This is a genomic window from Bacteroides mucinivorans, from assembly GCF_034654355.2.
Lineage (GTDB): Bacteria > Bacteroidota > Bacteroidia > Bacteroidales > Bacteroidaceae > Bacteroides > Bacteroides nordii.
In genome coordinates, this window is the sequence record NZ_CP178179.1 from 3,281,478 (window position 1) to 3,302,412 (window position 20,935).

General features: G+C 37.7%; 23 protein-coding genes. 9 read left to right on the plus strand and 14 right to left on the minus strand.

What is annotated here, in order from left to right; all coding sequences use genetic code 11:
* Positions 1-72: 72 nt before the first annotated feature.
* The 8 genes from VCM39_RS12500 to VCM39_RS12535 all read right to left on the minus strand — a co-directional run bounded on the left by VCM39_RS12500 (position 73) and on the right by VCM39_RS12535 (position 3,015).
* Positions 73-270 carry a hypothetical protein gene (locus VCM39_RS12500; RefSeq protein WP_323673960.1) on the minus strand — a complete coding sequence of 66 codons (198 nt, stop codon included), beginning with the start codon at positions 268-270 and terminating at the stop codon, positions 73-75.
* 186 nt (positions 271-456) lie between these two features.
* The gene (locus VCM39_RS12505) at positions 457-897 is read right to left on the minus strand and encodes a recombination protein NinG (RefSeq protein ID WP_322932557.1); all 441 of its coding nucleotides are present in this window, start codon (positions 895-897) and stop codon (positions 457-459) included.
* Positions 827-1,186 (minus strand): hypothetical protein, encoded by a 360-nt coding sequence (locus tag VCM39_RS12510; RefSeq protein ID WP_320997411.1) that lies wholly within the window; start codon positions 1,184-1,186, stop codon positions 827-829. Before VCM39_RS12510 ends, VCM39_RS12505 begins: the two co-directional genes overlap by 71 nt.
* A gap of 194 nt (positions 1,187-1,380) precedes the next feature.
* A complete protein-coding gene (locus tag VCM39_RS12515; RefSeq protein ID WP_322932556.1) occupies positions 1,381-1,593 on the minus strand; it encodes a hypothetical protein in 213 nt (70 codons plus the stop codon).
* A 10-nt stretch (positions 1,594-1,603) separates the two neighbouring features.
* Positions 1,604-1,795: a hypothetical protein gene (locus VCM39_RS12520; RefSeq protein WP_322932555.1), complete on the minus strand. Its 192-nt coding sequence runs from the start codon at positions 1,793-1,795 to the stop codon at positions 1,604-1,606.
* A 126-nt stretch (positions 1,796-1,921) separates the two neighbouring features.
* Positions 1,922-2,188, minus strand: a complete 267-nt coding sequence (locus VCM39_RS12525) for a hypothetical protein (RefSeq protein ID WP_322932554.1) — start codon at positions 2,186-2,188, stop codon at positions 1,922-1,924.
* A gap of 2 nt (positions 2,189-2,190) precedes the next feature.
* Positions 2,191-2,538, minus strand: coding sequence for a hypothetical protein (locus tag VCM39_RS12530; RefSeq protein WP_322932553.1), 348 nt, complete (start codon positions 2,536-2,538; stop codon positions 2,191-2,193).
* Between the two features lie 276 nt (positions 2,539-2,814).
* Positions 2,815-3,015 (minus strand): hypothetical protein, encoded by a 201-nt coding sequence (locus tag VCM39_RS12535; protein ID WP_224206111.1) that lies wholly within the window; start codon positions 3,013-3,015, stop codon positions 2,815-2,817.
* Positions 3,016-3,175: 160 nt separating this feature from the next.
* On the opposite strand from VCM39_RS12535, the gene VCM39_RS12540 reads away from it, so the two are divergent.
* From VCM39_RS12540 to VCM39_RS12565, 6 genes are all read left to right on the plus strand, one after another.
* Positions 3,176-3,523: a helix-turn-helix transcriptional regulator gene (locus VCM39_RS12540; protein WP_322932552.1), complete on the plus strand. Its 348-nt coding sequence runs from the start codon at positions 3,176-3,178 to the stop codon at positions 3,521-3,523.
* A gap of 5 nt (positions 3,524-3,528) precedes the next feature.
* Positions 3,529-3,753, plus strand: a complete 225-nt coding sequence (locus tag VCM39_RS12545) for a hypothetical protein (protein WP_322932551.1) — start codon at positions 3,529-3,531, stop codon at positions 3,751-3,753.
* A 102-nt stretch (positions 3,754-3,855) separates the two neighbouring features.
* Entirely contained in the window at positions 3,856-4,701 is an 846-nt protein-coding gene (locus tag VCM39_RS12550; RefSeq protein WP_322932550.1) for a DUF2806 domain-containing protein, read from the plus strand.
* 137 nt (positions 4,702-4,838) lie between these two features.
* Positions 4,839-5,339: a hypothetical protein gene (locus VCM39_RS12555; RefSeq protein ID WP_322932549.1), complete on the plus strand. Its 501-nt coding sequence runs from the start codon at positions 4,839-4,841 to the stop codon at positions 5,337-5,339.
* A gap of 50 nt (positions 5,340-5,389) precedes the next feature.
* Entirely contained in the window at positions 5,390-5,815 is a 426-nt protein-coding gene (locus VCM39_RS12560; protein ID WP_322932548.1) for a hypothetical protein, read from the plus strand.
* Between the two features lie 339 nt (positions 5,816-6,154).
* The gene (locus VCM39_RS12565; protein WP_322932547.1) at positions 6,155-6,442 is read left to right on the plus strand and encodes a hypothetical protein; all 288 of its coding nucleotides are present in this window, start codon (positions 6,155-6,157) and stop codon (positions 6,440-6,442) included.
* Between the two features lie 165 nt (positions 6,443-6,607).
* Here VCM39_RS12565 and VCM39_RS12570 read toward each other — a convergent pair whose 3' ends face one another.
* Positions 6,608-8,029, minus strand: a complete 1,422-nt coding sequence (locus VCM39_RS12570) for a Gfo/Idh/MocA family protein (RefSeq protein WP_322932546.1) — start codon at positions 8,027-8,029, stop codon at positions 6,608-6,610.
* A 325-nt stretch (positions 8,030-8,354) separates the two neighbouring features.
* On the opposite strand from VCM39_RS12570, the gene VCM39_RS12575 reads away from it, so the two are divergent.
* The 3 genes from VCM39_RS12575 to VCM39_RS12585 are packed head-to-tail and all read left to right on the plus strand — an operon-like array spanning position 8,355 to position 11,101.
* Positions 8,355-8,951, plus strand: coding sequence for an RNA polymerase sigma-70 factor (locus VCM39_RS12575; RefSeq protein WP_221648986.1), 597 nt, complete (start codon positions 8,355-8,357; stop codon positions 8,949-8,951).
* 7 nt (positions 8,952-8,958) lie between these two features.
* Positions 8,959-9,957 carry a FecR domain-containing protein gene (locus VCM39_RS12580; RefSeq protein WP_221648987.1) on the plus strand — a complete coding sequence of 333 codons (999 nt, stop codon included), beginning with the start codon at positions 8,959-8,961 and terminating at the stop codon, positions 9,955-9,957.
* A gap of 4 nt (positions 9,958-9,961) precedes the next feature.
* The gene (locus VCM39_RS12585) at positions 9,962-11,101 is read left to right on the plus strand and encodes a Gfo/Idh/MocA family protein (RefSeq protein WP_322932545.1); all 1,140 of its coding nucleotides are present in this window, start codon (positions 9,962-9,964) and stop codon (positions 11,099-11,101) included.
* Between the two features lie 92 nt (positions 11,102-11,193).
* Here the strand turns inward: VCM39_RS12585 and VCM39_RS12590 are convergent, their stop codons facing one another.
* Genes VCM39_RS12590 through VCM39_RS12610 form a run of 5 tightly spaced genes read right to left on the minus strand, consistent with a single transcriptional unit; the run spans position 11,194 to position 20,599 of the window.
* Complete coding sequence (locus tag VCM39_RS12590; RefSeq protein WP_322932544.1) at positions 11,194-12,960, minus strand: hypothetical protein; 1,767 nt, start codon at positions 12,958-12,960, stop codon at positions 11,194-11,196.
* Positions 12,961-12,979: 19 nt separating this feature from the next.
* The gene (locus VCM39_RS12595) at positions 12,980-14,101 is read right to left on the minus strand and encodes a DUF5009 domain-containing protein (protein ID WP_322932543.1); all 1,122 of its coding nucleotides are present in this window, start codon (positions 14,099-14,101) and stop codon (positions 12,980-12,982) included.
* 3 nt (positions 14,102-14,104) lie between these two features.
* Positions 14,105-15,553 (minus strand): DUF4832 domain-containing protein, encoded by a 1,449-nt coding sequence (locus VCM39_RS12600; protein WP_255585416.1) that lies wholly within the window; start codon positions 15,551-15,553, stop codon positions 14,105-14,107.
* 1 nt (position 15,554) lies between these two features.
* Positions 15,555-17,096, minus strand: a complete 1,542-nt coding sequence (locus tag VCM39_RS12605) for a RagB/SusD family nutrient uptake outer membrane protein (protein ID WP_221648991.1) — start codon at positions 17,094-17,096, stop codon at positions 15,555-15,557.
* A gap of 26 nt (positions 17,097-17,122) precedes the next feature.
* A complete protein-coding gene (locus tag VCM39_RS12610) occupies positions 17,123-20,599 on the minus strand; it encodes a TonB-dependent receptor (protein ID WP_221648992.1) in 3,477 nt (1,158 codons plus the stop codon).
* Positions 20,600-20,935 lie beyond the last annotated feature (336 nt).

Consider the following 20,935-nt stretch of genomic DNA (forward strand, 5'->3'; position numbering starts at 1 on the left):
GATTGATAAAATTAAAACTTAAACCGGGGCTGTCCCGACGGTGTCCTTTTCACCGGCTTTTTAAGTGATTGATTATTTCCTGCATCTCAGCAGGGTTGATTTGATTATGATTGCTTTCCCTGTCAAAATCGTAGTCTCGTTAGAACGGTGCAGAAGGGTACTCTTCTTTATCCCCACTTCACTTTCATCCAAGTAGTCATAGACAGCACTTAAAGAACCGAAGTAGTAATTCTTCTTTTTGAAGATCAAATACACATGTACGACTTTCATTATACCAAAAGTTCCATATATGATTTATTTAGAAACCTTACGCAATTTCTTTCTCATCTTATTACACCTCCGTACCAGATCCCTGGCCGGCGACGTAGGAGAAGAAAGAATTTCAATTTCTTCTGAGCATTGCCGAAGCAACCGCTCTATAACCTGTATATCCGTTTTGCATATTTCCGGCATAACTCAACCTATTTGCTTTTCCAATTTCAACCGCTTAACCTCTTTCTTGTAGTAGTCGATCATGGCTCTATACTCAAAATCAGAGATCTTATTCACCTTGTTCTTCATTGATTCAAGTAAAAGGACGACAGATTCCCCATACTTGGCTATAAGTCCCCTGCGATATCCTTGCATGTTTCCTTCATCAAAGCGGTTACAAGACCGGCATTGGGCGTTACAATTCTTCTCACTAAATCTGGTTGCCATATGCTGGCGGTTGATATAATGGCCGCAATCGGCCTGGTCGAACGGAAGAACCCGGTTACAGGATATACATCGAAACGTACCATCCTTACGCGCATCCCGTAAACGGATATACTGGCTGAATACCACATCAAGCTTCGCTTTCAAATTCGCCTTCTTTACCATGACCGCTTTGGAGTATCTTGTTATACTGTTCTTCATTGCGAAATCTAATAGCATGGTGATACCATAGTCCATTGGATGATCGAAACAGGCTTTCTTCTTCGGAGAAGTTATAATCACTTAATTGAGCGATAATGGCTGCACCCGGCCTTTCCTGCCCCCAGAATATAGAAAGATCACCCTTTTCGGGTATATACTCTAAATCATCTGTGATGTCACAGAAAAGGGCATTGTTAGCTTGAGGTTCAAATAGTAATATCAAACTATTATCTATTACTTCAGCCGTAACAAATTCACTACCTTCCGGAATCCTGCATACTTTCTTCATTGTTACTTACTTTACTGATTATTTTCCAAACAATTCATCAATCTCACTTTCAAGCCTTTTACTATTCTTACCCATGTAAATACAGTCGGCAGCAAATACAAAAAATGCTAACCAGAAAACAAGATCACAATTCATGCAGGTGATAGCCATTGTAACAAAGGATATACACCATATAAAAGTTAAGGGTAACACTTTCATACTACTTTGTTTTTAAGTATAAACCGATCAAGACTTGCTATATCATACCATATCATTCTGCTACCGAATTGAGAGAAAGAGACAAGCGCTTCATTACGCAATCGATCAAGAAAATCCTCCCCTACTCCCAGATAGGCCATCGCCTCCTGTTTGTTGAGCCAGCGTTTGGGAGCCGGCTCTACTTTTACTGTTGTTCTTGTTCGTCCCATAATTCTATTTTTATTTCAGATCAAGACTATTCAAATAATCCCGCAACCTTATCGCCTCATTAATATCAAAGGTGATTGACCCATTCTCTTCTGAATGAATCCAGAGTTCCTTACCAGTTGGAAAGCTTAAAAGTTGCATCTCTACACCTCCTTCTATCGTAGAGAATGAATTACTACTTAATACTGTATTATTCATATTCATTGTCACAAATTTATTATACATTTTCAAAATATAAAAATCTAATTTTCAGCTAATTAAATAATCAAATTAATAACCTGTAATAATCGTAAATAACCTTCTTAAACGGGATTTTAATTTAGAATCATTCTAAATATATTTTAATTCTTCAAATAACAGCCAAAGCACATGATTTTGTTTTTTTTCAAGTCCTAAAAGATAATTCTCTAAATTTCTAATTGGGTCCTCTGATGCCATATACGTCTCTGGACTCATTTTATCCCTATATATTTCTTTGCCATTGACTGTAACCGTTCTGCTTACAGATGATAATATATGATAGGAACTACTATCGCTATTGGCTTCTACCTCACCGGATATTGTAATTTCAATAGAATTTAATAATAATGTTTCCATGGTTATACCTCCTTACTTTTTTCTACATGCACTAATCTGAATAAATCAGGATTATAGCCACTAATAATAGATTGTATATTACATTTCCTAGGTAATAGTATCGTTATCATCTGTTTAAACTCGATGGGGTTTCCGTAAGCATCCCATACGCCACGCATCTTTATTCCTTTTATAACTACAGTTCCGCTGACAGCTATTACTGTCGTTTTTGTTATATCTCGTATTATACGATCAACATTGACGGCTATTCCTGCGATTAAGGCATATTCTTTATTGCCAATGAGTGAATTAAAATCAAATTCTTCCTGATTGCTATTTTCAGGAAAGAAAAGAAAGTTTGAATTTTCCATAATCATTTAAAATTTATAAGTTGAAGTATTATTTTTTTGTTCCTCTTTCTTCTCTCCCCAGATAAGATCCCATATATAGCAGACATTAAAAATAAAAACTATATCGAATGTTATTGTACTCATTATCCCAAAAATAACTACCCAACCAGGTAACTCGACCCCTCTTATTCTTGCATCACATATAAAAAAAACTATAGCTATAAAACCAATTATAACCAAAATCAGAATGGTGATAAACACCGATACTTCCATAACTTTCCTCATACATTTCCCTCCCTACTCTATTCTTGTTACAACCAGATTGGGACGATCAATCTTAGTCTTGAATACTTTGCCAGTAGTTACTGATACCTGACCACATACAGACTTCACTGTATTCATTCTTGAGAGTGGATAAGAATGAGTCTCTCCTATTTCCATCTTTTTTAAGATTGGAAGAATAGGCTCTTTCACTTCTTTCTGATTAACTTTTTCCATCTTTCTAATAGTTTATTTGGTTTATTAATTAACTTTATGGTGCAAATGTAATCATCAATATTACATGTAATACAAAAGTATTACATTATTTATATATATTAACTTTTTATTTATTACATCTTAATTTTTGCAAATAAAAAACCCTCAATAACTTTATTGTATGAAAATCAACAGATTAAACATTGGTCAGGTAGTCCGCAAAAAGGTGGAAGAAAGTGGAATCTCAAAAGCTAAATTCGCTGAATTACTGGGAATTGCTCGACAAAACATAGAAAAAACAGTATTTCAGAAGCATAGCCTTGACACGGATTTGCTCTGTAATATAAGTGAAGTCTTAAATTGTAATTTTTTCGATTACTATAAATCAGACAATCAATGTAATAAAATAGATTACACTGAGAATAAAGAAATTAAAGCAACCTTATCTATAGAAATGGGGGCAGAAAAAAAAGAACAAGTACTTCGATTCGTATTTGGTGATAATAATATTGAAATATTAAATAAATAATATCAATGGAAAAAATTAATAAGAACTATCCTTGTAGTATTCAAGTATGGTGGGGCTCAGACGAACCAATTTTAGAAAAAACAGATTTATATTTCTCTAATAAAAATGAAGTTATTGAATATTTGAATACACACCTTCAAGAATATAAAGGAAAAGATGTAGAATGTTACGTTTATCAATTTTACAATAATAGCCCCCATGAAATTCCCGTCAATACAATTATTAAATAAATACAAATAATTTGAAGATGAAATAATACAAACATCTTTCCTTAACTACATATATCAATATATAAACTATAATACAAAATACCATTTAATTATTTCAAGATCATGGATGAATTAATAAAAGATCTAATTCAAGCAGATATTATCGGCAAAGTTCTGTCAAATCAAGGAGGGTGGATTAATACGTTTATAAACTCTTTTAGCAGTAATATTCAAAAGGCATTAAAGTTTCTCATGAGCAAAAAAATTGCTCAAAAAGAAGGTGAATGTGCTTTAATAAAAGCCATTTACGAACAAGCAATAGAAGAGGTTAAAAACAATGCAACTCAAAGAGATATTTTTGAACTTAACAATTTATTATGTATTGCTGGAATAACAGTCAAAGAAATTCCAACTCCAAACAAAACTGGAATTAATTTCGATTGGATGTGCCAATTCTCTGATAAAGCAAGATTTGTATCTAATCAAGATATGAGATTAATATGGGGAAAAATCTTAGCAGGAGAAATAAATAATCCTGGAAAATATTCTATTAATACATTATCAATATTATCAAGAATGTCAAAAGAAGACGCGGAAGAATTCTCTTCATTGTCTTCTGTGTTATTCAACGACAATTTTATTGTAATAAGTGAAACTACCAACAAAAGTTTAATTGACTTTGAAAATATCAAAAGATCAATCAATCTTGGGTTGATTACCCCCATAGAGGTTACTGAAACTTATACAATAGAAGATAGAAACCACATTTCTATAGGAAACAAATATATCACTTTAATGTTAAAAAATAAAACATCCGCATGTTCATTCAATGTTAACGGTTACACACTATCCAGCTCTGGTACAGAACTTGCGCAATTAGTAACAAATCATCCCAAAATAGAGGAACTTACATTCTTCAAAGAGTATATTGAACATAAAAATAACAATATAATAGTAGACATTAATTAATAATTTTATCTATCCCCAAAACATCTATCGGCAACTACACCTCTCAAAGCGTTTAACCCAGTTGAGTTTGGTTGTTGGGCTTATAAGATTATAAAAATTGATTAGTTACTATTACTACATATAAACAAAACAGTATTATGAAGAAATTATTACTTGCTTTAATTTTACTGCTCCCATTAAGTGCATATGGGCAAACAAAACCTAAATCACAGAAAAGTGTAAAGCATACGGTAGATAACATCCACAACCGTAAAAGTAACTATGGTGACACTTACGTAGATCCTTTGAAAGAAAAGAAAGAATCGCGCAAAAAAGAGTTTCTTGCAATGTCCAATACGGCCCGTGCAGGTGTATATATGAATAAATCATATAATTATCAATATGGAGCTATTGGGTGTGCTGGCGTATCCGCCGGACTTCTGATCGGATACAGTAGTCTGAAAGATAAATTTGAACTCAACGATAATGGTAAACCTAAAATGACCAATAAGGCTAAAGGGTTAATTATTGGCGGAAGTATATTTGCCATTACCGCAATCGCATTAGAAATTAGCGCAATAAATTATAAAACAAAAGCAGGAAAGTGCTTACAGTTACAAGCAACAGAAAACGGAGCTGGATTGGCGTTTGTATTCTGAGACAGCCGATAAATCAAGATTAGTTATTATTACATAATAAACAAAACATCATGAGGAAGTTTTCAACATTATTAATCATGACTGCTTTATGGTTAGCATCTTGTTCAACTCCCCAATATTATAAAGGAGTGAACTTTTTAGACTATTCAGTATTTAAAGCAAAAAATATATTTGTAACAGAATCAAATAGCACTACTTTTGAATATGAAGCAAAAGGACATATATCTATAGTAGAATTATCCGGATACCAAAAGGGGAAAGAAATAAAATCAAAGCAATTAAGCCCTTATGACGAAAAGAAATATGAAATGAAGTATCTTTCAGTGGATTATACAGAATTATGTAAATCTTTATGCGATAAAGTAAAAGAAGTAGGAGGAGATGGAATAATTAATCTTATGATCATTGATATTCCTGCTACTTCTAACAATGGATCTGGCATCAAATTATCAGGTATGGTTATTAAGAGAAAATGAAATAATTCGCCTCATCAGTACCATGCCTACGTAGGCATGGTTTTAAAAAGTCAGTGCAAATTTGGTGCAAATAAAAATACATCTACCTACAACACACTTATTATCAGAGATATACATAGTACAAAAAATCGCCTCTCACGCATGTAATACGAGTTCGATTCTCGTACCCACTACTAACTAATGATAAAGCAGTTACAATTCATTGTAGCTGCTTTTTTTTATTATATTTATTTTTTAATTCCCATTTAATAGCAGTTTTCAAAAAGTATTAACTAAATTTGTAGTAATTATTTAGTAAGAAAATATCTACAGAATTAAAAATGATAAAATCATAATACTATGGAACAAACAATATGGATTTTTTGGATCATATGGCTTATAGCAATAATAGCCCAGTTAGTAATGGTTATTAAATTCTTTCAGATGTCCTCAGATATCAAAGACATAAAAGAAATGATGAAGTATGATTTACGAACAAAATATCCCGAACTACAGAAAAACAAAGAAACAGAAGCACAAGTAGAAGATATAATAAAAGATAACCCAGGAAAATTCACGTGGCAAAGTTGGGTAGCTTTAGCTATCCTATTAATAGGGATATTTGTTTATCTTTTTAGCGACAAATAGATTTACTCATAAAATAATGATTATTAGGAAAGGGGGGGGGAATGCCTTTTCCACCCGATCCATTGATTTACGTCAACTAACTTCATGCTTTTGCAAACAATATCAATTACTGCTTATCAGAACACGTTATAGCTCTATTTAGAAAATAATTCACATAAATGATTCTTATTTGTAATTTATAAATGCATGCCGATATCCTTGTATTTTATTCCAGTTCCCTCTTGTAAAATCCGGTATCTCTACAGGGACAGATCCGTTCTCTATCGAAAGTTTAGTCAAAGGAATTAGTGAACACCATTCTGCAAGATCATAAACATCCATATCTAATGGTAATCCGTGATGCAGACAATAGATTAATCTCGAATCCATGATGAAGTCCATACCACCGTGTCCACCTACTTCTTTAGCCTGTGCTTCCATGGTTTTGACAATAGGATCTTTATACTGATTCATTAACCGGTTCTTTATTTCTTCGGGCATATACTCATGAGCAGTAAAATTTTGCCCGTTTGTAATATCCGAAGGCAAATCACCGCTATTCAATGCATAGCCTTCCACCGGATATTTATTGGCAAATCCTTTAGTACCTGTGAGTTGGTATAAGCGACTGTAAGGACGTGGCGAAGCTACATTGTGCTCAATCTGAATTGTCTTTCCTTTTTCCGTACGTATTAAGGTAAGCGTGACTTCTCCATTTTTCACCTTTTGTGCATCTTCACTATTTCCATGTTCTTTCAAATACTGAAGTAAAGAGAGAGGATCACTATCCATTGCCACCAAATATTTCATCCGATCACCACGATGAATATCGAGTAGCTGACAAGCTGGGCCCATACCATGTGTGGGATACACATCTCCCCTATTATTGAGATTGTATTGCATACGCCAGTCTGCATTGTAGTCTCCCCAGTAATCTTGCAAACAATGATTATAAGCACCTTTTACATGGGTAATATCTCCAAATAGTCCTTGTTGTGCCATGTTCAGAGTTGTAATCTCAAAGAAATCATATACACAGTTCTCCAACATCATACAGTGCTTTCGAGTACGTTCTGCTGTATTTACGACTTCCCATATCTCTTCCAAACTCATGGCTGCAGGCACTTCGCAAGCTACGTGCTTGTCATGCTCCATAGCATAAACCATCATGGAGGTATGATGCAGCCAATCAGTAGCTATATAAATAAGGTCGATATCCGGTCTTTCGCACATTTGTTTCCAGGCATCCTCACTACCATAGTATTCAGTTGCTTCAGGCATATCGGCCTGATGAAGCATTTGTTGGCAACTATCTACTTTCGATTGATGTAGATCACATAGTGCTTTTATTTCGATTCCTTTTTGGTAAGTAAAACGCCGGATGGCTTCACTACCTCGTGAACCTAATCCGATAAATCCAATACGTACAGTTTTAATAGGAGGACAAGTTAACCCAATAACATCTTGCTGCCCGAAAGGGCGTTCAGGAGTAAATATAACAAGAGACTTGACATCCTTTCCCTCTTTTTGCATATTTGCAGTGAGAAACAAACCTGCCGCTATGCAAACAACTACAAGTATAATAGTCAACGGAATGTATTTTTTCATGATAATAAAATTGGGAGATTGATAATTAATACTTCTTTTCTTCTTTTATGCTCTAAGGTTTATATTTTAAAAGAGCTATTGAGTAATTAAAATACTCACAGGAATATAAAAATAAAATATTAATTAACACTTTAGCTTATATGAGTCTTCAAAAGGCTTTCAAAATGATGTGAGTAGGCTATAAATTCGTTCTTTTTCTTGGTAGACAATGTAGAATTATCTATATTTGAAGACTTCTTTTTAATGCTTAGGTTCTATTCTTTTATGAACTTAAATAATTCAGGTATGTCTATTATAAAACTATTATTTCTGAAAGGAGGCAAGTATGGAAGAACGCATGCTTTTCTCTAAGATACAGCAAGGGGACACAGCATCTTTTGAATGGTTATATAAGAAGTATCATCCCAAAATGTATATGTTCTGCAAAGGGTTTCTACACGACGAGGATAAAACAAAAGATCTTGTTCAAGAATGTTTCATTGCCTTTTGGGAACATCGTACTCAGATTAATGCACCAGAAGCAATAAGCGTCTATTTATTCCGCATCATGAAGCATCTTTGCCTAAAACAAATTCGGCGGGATTCATTACTCAACAATTTCTCTAATATAAATGAAGTGGCACTGAGGGAACTGGAACTTTCTTATTACACCCCGGAATGCAATATTCTAAATGATTTGTATTTCAAAGATCTGAATGAACAATATCAAGAAGCACTTGATAAGTTGCCCAAACAGTGCCAGAACATTTTTCGAATGAACCGGAATGAAGGTATGAGAAGTGAAGAGATTGCCGCAGCACTGAACTTGTCAGTTCGTACTGTTGAAAATCAATTGTATAAAGGACTAAAACAAATTAAGAAGTCAATGCAGGAATATCTTCCTTTATTGACTATCTTATTAATTAAGAACTTTTTAAAATAATATTGTGATGATTAGTATCAATGAAGATTATTTTATGAAATATCTGAAGAATGAACTTACTGAAGATGAGACACGCCAATTAGTAGCATGGCTGCGTGATAACAAAGAGAATCAGAAGTTTCTTTTTTCATTGAAAGATTCTTATCTGTATCTAAATTATGAAAAAGATAAGAAAGAAGCCGATACTGAACATGAGTGGAAGAAATTCTCAGAAAGAACCGGTCTTACTCCTAAATCAGCTCCTTCCGGCAAGTATTTATCCTTGAAACATGTTTGGTTCTCTGCAGCTATCATCCTGTTGTGTATTCTAAGTGGCTGGATAGCCGGAACTATTTACACAGGGCTGAAGATGCCGCAAGGGCTGGTGACTTTAGAGACAGAAGTAGGACAACAAGCAAAAACAGTATTACCGGACGGCACAACAGTGCTTCTGAATGCTTGCTCCAAACTGACCTATTCTCTGGAAGGCTGGAATAATACACGCAACGTACGTTTGGAAGGTGAGGCAATCTTTGATGTAGTACACAAAGAAGATAAACCTTTTTACGTGCATACCCATAACTATTGTGTCCGCGTATTAGGCACTAATTTTAATGTAATGGCATATGGAAATGATCCGGAAGGAGTTGTTACATTAAAACATGGTAAGGTAGAGATTGGCATAGCGGGCAGTAATAAGAATATGTTTCTTCAGCCGGGAGAAAGTTTTGTATATGACAACCAAGCCGGAACTTATCGGATAGAACAACGTTCGCTAAAGCATGTCTATGCCTGGGAACGCAAAGAGATTATCTTTGAAGGGCATACGCTGGAGGAAAAGAAAGAAGAGCTTTCAAGACATTTCGGATATAAGTTTGAGGTAGCTCCGGAATTACAGAAAATGAGTTATAAAGCTACACTTCGCGACGAAAGTCTGAACGAATTTCTTGCGGCATTGGATAGTATTACTCCACAGATGTCTTACCATATTGATGTAAACCGAAAAATAGTCAAAGTGAGAAAATAAACGTATGGAAAAGATAAAGACTACTTTGATAGGTGCAGGATACCGAGGAAAACAATTGCTAAAATTTCTACAAAACTCTTCTTTTTTTGAAGTAATGGCAGTTGCCGATCCGTATATTGAAGAAACCGATATACCCGAAATTGTTTGCTACAACAATGGCGAAGAAGATTATTTAAATATGCTTGACCAGTATAAACCGGAGTTGGTGTTCATTACCTCTCCCTGGCAGTGTCATGTTCACCATGCAATACAGTGTGTGGAGAGGCGGTGTCATGTTGCTTTAGAGATAAAAGGCGGGCTTTATTTAAACGAGTATCAACCTTTGATTGATTTGGCAGAACAAAAAAGTTGTCGTGTTTTTCCTTTAGAGAATACGCTTTTCCGACGGGATATTTTGGCTTTATGCAATATGGTGGATGCCGGTGTATTCGGAGAAATTATATATATGCGCGGTGGATACCGGCATGACTTACGTTCTTTATTGCTAGATGATTCCGGTAACATCGGTCATCGTGGTAAAACAGAAAGTGTATGGCGAAGCAAATTCTACCAGAGCGAAAACGGCGATCTTTATCCGACACACGGATTAGCTCCTCTTTGCATGATTGCCGGTATCAATCGGACGGATCACTTCAAATCTTTGACCTCGCTCGCTTCTAAGTCGGCTGGTTTATTGCAACGAATAAAAGACTTAGGTGGAGATACAAATGTAGAAATCAAGATGGGAGATATTGTTTCTACTCAAATAGAAACTGAGAAAGGAATTCTTATCTCGCTAATTCATGATACCACGTTACCTCGTCCTCGTAGTTTGGATTTTGAAGTACAGGGAACAAAAGGTATATGGCAGGGAGATAATAGCCGTATCTATGTGGAAGGTGTCAGTCCGGATGAAACCTGGGAACCTGATCTCTCCTACATTGAACGTTACGAAAGTTTATATTGGCAACAGTGGGGTGAAGATGCTCTATTGCGGGATGCGCATCATCAAGGCATGGATTATATTATGTTGAAAGCATTAGAAGCTGATTTACAAGGAAAACTCGTCTATCCGGCAACTCTCAACGATCTTGCTTTGTGGACTTCCATTTCTCCGTGGTCAAAAGCTTCAATTGCTGAGCGGAAAACAATTTACTTTCAATAAAAGAATCTTTATTCTGAACTGTTTCAAAAATTAAAGAGGTCCGTCGTTTCCGACGGACCTTTATTAGTAGCGTTATTCAAAAATTAAGCTACCTATTGAAGCGTGTATCTCAACGTAAAATTACCGCTACCATTAGGAGTAACTGTGGCAGGATTACCTTCTGATATAGTAATTCCATCTTTCAAATCGACACTTACCTTATAATATCCTTCAACAGTCGGTAGTGTGAAATGAGTTGCATTGCCGTTTAGTATATTAGAATTTGCATCGAAGTTTGCATTCGGTAATTCTATTTTTGTTTCACCGGAAGGATTTGTCAGTATAAATGCTATATCTCCTCCCCAACTGAACACGTAACATGTACCTTCGTAAACAAAACTGTTTCCTACGCGTACTAACGGGAGTGCGCTATCTGCCTGCCAGTTCTGAGCTGTACCCGTTTGCGAATGTGCCCAACTCCATCCATACATATAGATTGCATCCGGATATCCACTTGTCGGACGGGTATAAGAGCTACCACTGAAAGCATCTATCTGAATAAAATATTTGCCGGTAGAGCTTGTTAAGGTCCAGTTTGCGTTGCCACCACCCGTGAACAAATCTTTATTTGGAGTGCAAAACGATAAATCTACAGTATTGGAACTAATCGTCTCTCCTTTTGTTAGTTCAACTTCACCTTCATAGATATAGCTTGTGCCACTCTTTAATTGTAGTTGAGTGCCGGCAAAATCAATTCCATTACCCAGAGTTACACCATTTGCCTTTACTTGTTCACTTGCAAATTCAAGAGTACGTTCACTACCTATAACAGAAACTTTGGTACATTCATCTCCTTCAAAATATACACGGATTTCAAAAGCACCACCTGCAGTAACCGGGAAGCTCTTACTTATATCATATGCCGAACCAGTCGTGAGCTGAGTACCGTTCCATAATATAAATGAATCTTCTCCGGCCTTCTTCAACTGGAAGGTTCCTGCAGCAATAGAACCCCACATTCCAGTTTCTACATTATCTCCTTCGGGTGGGAACCAGGTATAGTAACGTAAATCACCGCTTTCATATCCTTGCATACGCATCTTCGCTTTCTCTTCTTTTATTTCTCCATCTTGCCAGTGACCGGAAATAGTACCGAGAATATAATAACTATCTATAGATGGAAGAGATGTCCAGCCATGTCTTTCTCCAAAAGTCAGTTCAAAAGTTTTAGGATTGAATGTGATTTTGCAAGAGGCTTCAATATCACCACCAATAACAATGGAGTCTTTAGCCATTGTCTGGATCTCTCCATTGGTGGTTCCCCAATATAATCCTGTATTGGTAGGAGTTGGAGAAATAATACCTTTTATGTTGGCAGGAAAAGTCTCATCAGCTTCAAATACATCTCCGTTCGGATATAATTCGACTACAGACTTATTGCCCAACAAGAGGTATAACCTATTGAAGGTTGGTACTTGTAAGGATGTTAAATCAAAACTTTGCACCGCCTCTCCATTCCGGCTGTTTTCCAGAATCACCTCCACTTTAAAAGTTCCTTCTTCTGCATTTTTCGGAAGAGGGATAGAGAATGTTTCATTCATTTGAAAACTCTGTCCCAATAACATCTGCTCTTTGCGATAGAGTTCTGTATCATTTCCGTCTTTCAAAAGAATGGTATACATTTTAAGATTCTTTTCGTCTGTTAATGTACCCGTTACGGAGACCTTATCTCCATAGAAAAGTCCACTTTGCGGAGATACAATAATGTTCATCTCCGGCTTGGGGGCGTTACCTGCATTTGCAGGTTCATCGTCATCACAACCGCAAAAAAGTAACGGTAGTATAGCTGATAGTAATATAAAAAATCTTTTTAAGGACATAATTATATTTTTTAAAGGGTTAAGCTTTAAGGAATATTTTGTGGTCATACATCCACTTGACAATCAACAGTACGATAGCTGATTGAAAGCAAATGCCAACCAAAGGATAATACACTCCGAACCACTGTTCCAGCCCGAAAAACAGAGAGTCTGATATACTGCGGAAGTTCACCACTTCAAATAAACAGTATGCAGCTATGGAATTCATTCCATAATAATTGAGCCAATTTACTGCTCCCGACTTCCATCCTTTTATATCAATCAGATAATAGAAGATACCCATGAGTAAGAAGCAGACACCGCCATAAAAGAGGGTCATCGAGCTGCTCCATATGTGTTTGATAATTGGGAAAAAGGGATCCATCAACAAGGCTGTGGCCACAAGGAAGCCACCCGTCAGCAGTAGCACTTTCAACCGTTGAACAGGCTCTTTCCGAAGCCGGAGGATATGACCGGCAAAACTGCCGAGCATTACAGTGACAATGAAGTTCAAACTACTTAATATCCATGTGTAGTGGTAAGACGAATCGAAGCTCCATGTTCCGTTTGTCCAGGTAACTCCATCACGCAAAGAGCCCAACACACAACGGTCTATCTCCTCTGCAATATTAGTTCCCGGTTCATAATTCATGTTACCTACTGTAACGAAAACTAATAAATAAGCTATGAAACATAGAACCGTAAAACCAATTTGCGTACGAAATGGGCACCATACGTAAAGCAGAGCTGCTACCACATACCCCACAGCAATCGCCTGGAGTGTATTTGCAAAAATGTGAAATTGCCTGATGTCTAATGCTAATAAGTTTCCTTGCACTACCCAGCCCAAAAAGAACAAGACAAAGAAACGCTTAAAAAGCCGGAAATAGAAATGACGGTCTATCTTTTCTCCTTGTTTGTATTTTGACATGGCAAACGGGATGGTGATGCCGGACATAAACATAAACAGTGGCATTATCAAATCCCAGAATGCAACACCCTGCCATTCTACATGAGTGAATTGGTTGGCAATAGGATCCAATGACGGATTATTCTCTATTTCCAGCCAGGTCATAAGGATGGGTTGAAGCATCAACAAGCAGAACAGGTCAAAGCCCCTTAACAGGTCCAAGGAAGCCAAACGTTTATTAGCAGTTGCCATAAGTTATTTCTTTAAAGTAAATCTAATGGATGATTGGCTCGCGGGCAAATCTGAAGATTCACTTACCTGAATGTCTATGCCCAGGTCATTGTATCCGGTTGCTGCTTCCCAACAATCTTTATTACCCAACCGAATAGCATATTCCGGTCGGTCATGTATAGTACTCACCGGATCCGGCAGATACAAATACAATGTGTAATCCCCTACCGCCAAATCAGTGGGCAATGCAACCTTTGCATTTATAGTCTCAACTTTATAGGGCTGCCATTTCCGTGGATCATCCGGCAAGGAGGCTACATAAGTAGTCTTTCCATCTTTTGAACGTAAAATCAATTCAACTTTTCTCGCATTGAACGGAGGAGCATAGCCTAAATTCTGCAAGGTGATAGCCGCATAAAGCTCACTACCCGGAGCATGTTTTTCAGAAAATTCCCCTTTTTGCAAGACAATCCTATACCCCATTTCACGGATAATTCTGTCCATACATCCACCTGTGATCCAGGTATCGTTTACCCCTTTGTAATAATCTTCATTCAAATAAGACCAACGAAGATTACGCATCTCTGCTTGTGCTTTGTCACAATCAGCAGGATCTACCCCATCCGGCGGACAAGTTTCGCCACCTATCGGCAGATAAAGTCCCTCCGCATTCAAATAACTTTTATCAACAGCTGCGTCTGTATAAGTACCATAATCATCAACACTGGCCATGAAGCAATCGTTATGATGTCCTATTCGGGCAACAACTTTACCACTGAATGCATCCTCTGCTTTGATAGCGGTCTTCACTCCTATATAATTGCGTTTGTAATTGGGGGTCCTCACTTGCACGGTACGGTCTGTCGGCAAAACTTCCAGAATTTTATCCAGTATCGCTTTACGGGCTGCATCATTATTCAGATTATTGGTCGTATAGTACCATTCTCCCCATGAGCCGATAAAACCCGCCTGCAATACAGCAATCACATCTTTATCTTCCTGGAGTATAGGTTTGATTTGATCCAGATGTTGCAGGATGACCGCGAGTGGTGCATCCGGTTCATCCATAGCCAGAGAATAGGCAAAACGCAGAATCATTTTTATACCTGCCTTACGGGCTACCTCCATGTCTTGTTTAATCTGTGAGAGGAATGCATCGCTAATCGGTGCATTCTTGAAATCTTTCAGATAATACAGACGATAGATAAGGGAAATCTGCTTTTGCCGGTAACTACGCAATGTTTGTTCCGAAAGTGCGGGTGTGCCCTTGCTGTCTGTATATTTGTAGAAACCACGTTCAGGGTTAGGGAACAGGTCGTTCGTTGAGATATAATTCACCGTTTTTATCGGGCCTGTTACCGTTTCATTAGAACCCTCGTCGTCAGTATTCGACTGATTATCACCACCACATGCCATAATACCCAAAATAAACAAGAAAGGTAATAAGGCCATTAAACTGCTTCTTTTAAACATTCTATTTATCATAACCTGGATTTTGTTTTACTTGTCCTTTACCGTCTGTTATGACAGAAAGAGGCAACGGATATAATTCTTTATATTTATTCGCATAAGGAGTTTGAGCTACGTCAATAGCACGCTGTACAAATTTATCATGACGGATTAAGTCTGCACGGTATTGACCATTCTCACACCAGAATTCATGGCTTCTTTCTGTCAGAATCTGATCAATAAACTTCTCTTGAGTATTGACATCTTCCAATTTTAAAGCTTTCAGTTTAGCGCGTTCACGTATTTTGTTGACATACCCCAAGGCTTCGGCGTAATCATTTGAAGTTGCTTCCGGTTTCATAATAAGCGCTTCTGCCAATGAAAGGTACACATCTGCATAACGATAAATGATCACATCAATATCAGAATAGCCACCCGAACCTAATACCGCAGGATCATATCCGATCTTCAACGGAATAGGACCTGTTGCCAAAGGTGAGCCGGGAGTATTGCGATCCACTACTTCTCCGGCTGCATTTGTGTAATAGCTGAGTAAATAAGTCTTTCGGGTATCAGCAGACTCAAATGTATCATAGAACCACCAGGTACTGGTACATATACCCCAACCGGCTCCCATACCATTCTGGTTAAAATCAGTAGGAAGTGCTCCCATATGCCATTGATTCATACTCGGACCTTCGCCAGAAGAAGGGATAGCCCAAATAATCTCTTTATTGGCACTCCCTTGCCCACCAAGTTCGAACATAGCAGGATAGTCACTCATCAGTCGGTATCCATATTTGGAGTCCATTAGTTCGCGAGCTAAAGTTTCTACCTTAGTATAGTAATCTTTGTTATTCACCGTTTCATGCAAATAGAGACGGATAAGCAACATTTTAGCCAGCCCTCTGCTGAATTTACCATACTCCGCAGCTCCCGGATAAGGAAGGTGTTCAGAGGCAAATATAAGATCATCTTCAATGAACTTCACCATTTCTTCATGCGACAGTCGTGGCAAAGGAACTTCTTCCAGAGGATTTAGTAAGACCTCAATCGGAGCCACAACCAAAGGTCCATACATATCAAATAAAATATAAGAAAGCATACCGCGTGCACATCTGACTTCTGCACTATAGCGGGCTTTCAAATCGTCTGATAATGAACTTTTTTCAATGTAATCCAATACGAGCGTACAGCGGCTAATTTTATTGGCATATCCGTAAGGTTCTTTATTTTCATAATAAAAGAAAGTCACTCCTTCTGTTTCCGGAAAGAAATTGAGTAACGAACAGTCGTATGCCGGCCCCCACGTTTGGGTCAGAATTTCAGTGGTTGCATCATTTACAAACATCACTCCCCGTTCAGAAGGAGAATGTATTCCATCCCACCAGTTACCACGAAGTGGATAATAACAGGAAAGAACCAGGGCTTTCAGGTCTTCCTCACTTTTGGGGAAATTTGAAGGATTGATCTCTGAATAATCTACAGGATCAAGATCAATACAGCTACTTAGGCAGGTACCTATAAATACAATGGCTGCCAGATATGTTTTAATGTATCGTTTCATTATACTTGATTTTAGCGTTAAAAATATCAGAATGAGATATCAACTCCGAAGCTGAATGTTCTCGCATTAGGATATGAAGCGGTATAATAGTCCGTTTCAGGATCCAAACCGTCATAAGGAGTGATAATAAAGGCGTTGTTTATGCTGGCATGTACGCGAAGGTTGGAAATCACTTTAGTTTTTGCCAACAAGTGTTTGGGCAATGTATATCCTAAAGTAATATTCTGCATACGGATAAACCATGCTTTCTGGTAATAAAAATCACCGGAACTATACGTATTTTCCCATCCCTGGAATGTACTGGGATTGGTTGTAGACGGATTATCCCAAGTCCAGCGATCTTTAACCGATCGGAGAGCATTCAAGCCATACCGTGCAATACCGTCGCCGGAAATTCCATACTCCATTGCAGTAGGATCTTCCATGATACGGTCAAACATCCCATTGAGATGGAAGCTAAGATCAAAGTCTTTGTACTTGAAAGTATTCGTCATTCCTGCCAGCCAACCCGGATCACTGGTTCCTATTAATTCCATATCAGCATCATCAATAATGTTGTCCGGATGGCCCAACAACTGGAAACGTCCGTTTTCGTCAACCACCGGGTCACCATTTGCATCGCGTACATATCCGTTGATATCTTTGATTACCAATTGTCCCGGAAGCAATAAAGGTTGTGCATCGGGCACTTTCTCACCAATTTGCAGAATATGATCGGCACGACGGGAGTAAATGGCTCTGATAGGTGCGTCATATTTTTCATATACGGCTGGTTTCCAGTCTGGGGTACGCTCCTTCCAACGGTCTTTGTACTTTGTAAAAGTAAGGTCGGTAGACCAAAAAAAGTCTTTAGTCACAATATTTTTGGTATTCAGAGTTACTTCAATACCAGTACTCTTTGTTTTTCCAATGTTCGCAATCACCTGCGTTATAGTCTGATAAGAATTTAAGGGTTTATAGTTCAAAAGATCTGAAATAACCTTATAGTAATATTCCACAGAACCACTGATGCGTCCATTAAAGAAGCCGAAATCAAGTCCCGCATTCCATTCGGTTGTTGTTTCCCATTTCAGGTCAGGGTTTTCCAGACGTCCTTGAAACACACCTATTTGCTTAGATTTATCTTCTTTATTATAGGCTTCCTGAGCATAGTAACTTGCAAATGCATTGGTGCTGATATCAGCATTACCGGTTTGCCCCCAGCTTAGTCTCAGTTTTAACATACTCAACCAGTCAGAAGCTTTCGCCATAAAATTTTCCTCACTAATGGTCCACCCTAAAGCAACAGAAGGAAAATATCCCCATTTATGGTTTCGGGCAAATACACTGGCACCGTCAGAACGTAGAGTAGCTGTCAATAAATAGCGGTCTTTTAAGATATAGTTGGCGCGAAAAAAATAAGAAAGCATCTTATTTTCTGAACTGCCGGAACCTACTATCTTGTTTCCTCCACCGGCTCCCAGATTGTTATAAATAAATCCGTCCGTCAGGAAATTATTGTTTCCTGCATTCACTCCTTCATAATTGAATTGTTCGTAAGAAGTTCCTGCCAACAGATTTATTTTGTGAATTTTTGCAAAAGTCTTCAGATAGGTTGCCGTAGCCTCAAGCAAGTACTGGTTGTTATCCATACTGTATACGCTGGCTACTCCCTGCAGGTTGTATCCATTTAAAGTACTTTTAGGCTGATATGTTTTTCTACTTTGGGCAGCACGGTCTATACCTGCATTTACACGCAATGTCAGTCCGTCCAAAGGACGTGCTTCGACAAAGATATTACCCAATACACGGTCCGTATTGCCACGGTCCACGTTATTCAATAAAGAATAAGGATTCGGACGGGTACCAACCAATGGATTGGTAGGGTATTTGCCTGTTTCAGGATCATAAGCCTGTATTTGCGGACCCATTTCGACGGCCGAACGGATAAGGCCTGAATTTTCCCATTTATCCGAACCGAGTTGTGTATTGTCATTAATAATACGGGTCATGGTCAGGTTTAACCCGGCTTTGAATATATTCAAAAATTCCTGGTCGATATTGGCCTTCATCGTGTAACGGGTCATTCCGGAGTTGCGTATAATACCTTCATGGTTGAAATAGTTGAATGACAACATATATTGAGTTCCCTTATTTCCACCTTGTAAGTTGATGTTGTGTTCCTGAATCAAACCGTTTCGTGTTACCAAATCCAACCAGTCTGTACCCGCTCCCGCATTGGCTATTTCTTGTTCTGTGTACGGACGGTTATATCTGATACCATTGACGGGAGACATTAACGCTTCCTCCAACGTTTTTGTACCCCAAGGAGCTACCTTATTATTCCAGATCCACAATTCCCAACTTGTTTTGTTTTTCTCTTCCATCCATTCCGGTAGAGAAAGTAAGTCATAAGTATCCGAATATTTCTGATAAGAGTAATTATAAGAATAGCTAACTTTCGTTTTTCCTTCTTTTCCACGTTTGGTTGTGATGATTACTACACCGTTGGCTGCACGAGCACCGTAGATAGACGTAGCACTGGCATCTTTCAATACTTCAATAGATTCTACATCATTAGGATTCAAGAAGTTGAGTACACCTTGTGTTCCCGGGTCCATTTTACGGTCTGAAGAAGCAATCTGGTCTAACTTTGCAATTGGAAATCCATCCACGATATACAACGGATCATTGTTTGCATTGATAGAACCGGCTCCACGTACAAGAATGTCGAGCCCCCCACCCGGCTGTGCACTGTTTTGGCGGACATACAAACCTGCCGCTTTTCCTTCCAGGGCATGACCGATAGAAGAAATACCTGCCAGCCCCATCTCGTCTGCTTTTATTGTAGAAATAGCTCCTGTCAAATCTCTCTTCTTAACAGTACCATAGCCTACAACAACTACATCGTCAAGCATATTTATATCTTCTTTAAGAACTATCCTCTGCCAATTGTTATTCTTTAAAGAGATCTCCTGAGGAATGTAACCGACGTACGTTACAACGATAGCATCACTGTTGTCTGGTAGTACCAACCGATAATTACCATCACCGTTGGTTATTGTACCAACCGCTTTTCCTTTTACCTGAATACTGACCCCTATCAACTGGGTTCCATCTTCTCCCACTACACTTCCTGTGATTTCTTTCGGAAGTGCCTTCCCCCTTTGAAGCTTTGGGTTTTCTTGTTTCTTTAAAAGAATCTTTTTATTGGCAATTGTATAGGTAATATTTGTACCACTCAATACCTTGTTCAGTACTACTCTTACATCCTGACTCTGTACTCTCACATTTACAAGCCGGTTCACATCCACACTTTGTTCTTCAAAGAAAAATTTGTAATCCGTTTGTTGTTCCACTTGTTTAATAAAAGTAGAGAAAGGCTGGTTGATTAAATCCAGAGTAATTGCTTTTTGGGCGTACACAGGTAAAGATACCCACCCACCAAATAGAAGTAAAAGGCTTAAACAGAGTCTTCGTATGAGGCTCGCTGTCATAAGATGCCCCTTTCGTGCTCTTTTCATACGCGTAAGATTTTAATTGTTTAACTAAGGTTTTATGAAATCTCGTTTATATTATACAAAGAGGCAATCGGAGGAAAAAATACTCATTCGTTTTTTATGTTATAAAGCATAAAATATTCAGGTTGGGTATCTATGAGAAGATAGAAACCAAATCAGGTATAAGCTGACAATCTTATATTTGAAAAATTCAACCAGACTCTTCAATTGTTAATTATCATATTATTCTTAATATTGCAATGAGTATTCTAACCATCAACCGTCTCTTTATAAAAATAAGAGGCCAAAGCACGAAAAGAAAAGTCATTTCAAAATATATCCCAACTTAAATAATTAACA

Bases quoted from the DNA above. Each gene is read 5' to 3' on its own strand.
- VCM39_RS12500 (WP_323673960.1), bottom strand. From the start codon at position 270: ATGAAAGTCGTACATGTGTATTTGATCTTCAAAAAGAAGAATTACTAC.
- VCM39_RS12505 (WP_322932557.1), bottom strand. From the start codon at position 897: ATGAAGAACAGTATAACAAGATACTCCAAAGCGGTCATGGTAAAGAAG.
- VCM39_RS12510 (WP_320997411.1), bottom strand. From the start codon at position 1,186: ATGAAGAAAGTATGCAGGATTCCGGAAGGTAGTGAATTTGTTACGGCT.
- VCM39_RS12515 (WP_322932556.1), bottom strand. From the start codon at position 1,593: ATGGGACGAACAAGAACAACAGTAAAAGTAGAGCCGGCTCCCAAACGC.
- VCM39_RS12520 (WP_322932555.1), bottom strand. From the start codon at position 1,795: ATGAATATGAATAATACAGTATTAAGTAGTAATTCATTCTCTACGATA.
- VCM39_RS12525 (WP_322932554.1), bottom strand. From the start codon at position 2,188: ATGGAAACATTATTATTAAATTCTATTGAAATTACAATATCCGGTGAG.
- VCM39_RS12530 (WP_322932553.1), bottom strand. From the start codon at position 2,538: ATGGAAAATTCAAACTTTCTTTTCTTTCCTGAAAATAGCAATCAGGAA.
- VCM39_RS12535 (WP_224206111.1), bottom strand. From the start codon at position 3,015: ATGGAAAAAGTTAATCAGAAAGAAGTGAAAGAGCCTATTCTTCCAATC.
- VCM39_RS12540 (WP_322932552.1), top strand. From the start codon at position 3,176: ATGAAAATCAACAGATTAAACATTGGTCAGGTAGTCCGCAAAAAGGTG.
- VCM39_RS12545 (WP_322932551.1), top strand. From the start codon at position 3,529: ATGGAAAAAATTAATAAGAACTATCCTTGTAGTATTCAAGTATGGTGG.
- VCM39_RS12550 (WP_322932550.1), top strand. From the start codon at position 3,856: ATGGATGAATTAATAAAAGATCTAATTCAAGCAGATATTATCGGCAAA.
- VCM39_RS12555 (WP_322932549.1), top strand. From the start codon at position 4,839: ATGAAGAAATTATTACTTGCTTTAATTTTACTGCTCCCATTAAGTGCA.
- VCM39_RS12560 (WP_322932548.1), top strand. From the start codon at position 5,390: ATGAGGAAGTTTTCAACATTATTAATCATGACTGCTTTATGGTTAGCA.
- VCM39_RS12565 (WP_322932547.1), top strand. From the start codon at position 6,155: ATGGAACAAACAATATGGATTTTTTGGATCATATGGCTTATAGCAATA.
- VCM39_RS12570 (WP_322932546.1), bottom strand. From the start codon at position 8,029: ATGAAAAAATACATTCCGTTGACTATTATACTTGTAGTTGTTTGCATA.
- VCM39_RS12575 (WP_221648986.1), top strand. From the start codon at position 8,355: ATGGAAGAACGCATGCTTTTCTCTAAGATACAGCAAGGGGACACAGCA.
- VCM39_RS12580 (WP_221648987.1), top strand. From the start codon at position 8,959: ATGATTAGTATCAATGAAGATTATTTTATGAAATATCTGAAGAATGAA.
- VCM39_RS12585 (WP_322932545.1), top strand. From the start codon at position 9,962: ATGGAAAAGATAAAGACTACTTTGATAGGTGCAGGATACCGAGGAAAA.
- VCM39_RS12590 (WP_322932544.1), bottom strand. From the start codon at position 12,960: ATGTCCTTAAAAAGATTTTTTATATTACTATCAGCTATACTACCGTTA.
- VCM39_RS12595 (WP_322932543.1), bottom strand. From the start codon at position 14,101: ATGGCAACTGCTAATAAACGTTTGGCTTCCTTGGACCTGTTAAGGGGC.
- VCM39_RS12600 (WP_255585416.1), bottom strand. From the start codon at position 15,553: ATGTTTAAAAGAAGCAGTTTAATGGCCTTATTACCTTTCTTGTTTATT.
- VCM39_RS12605 (WP_221648991.1), bottom strand. From the start codon at position 17,096: ATGAAACGATACATTAAAACATATCTGGCAGCCATTGTATTTATAGGT.
- VCM39_RS12610 (WP_221648992.1), bottom strand. From the start codon at position 20,599: ATGAAAAGAGCACGAAAGGGGCATCTTATGACAGCGAGCCTCATACGA.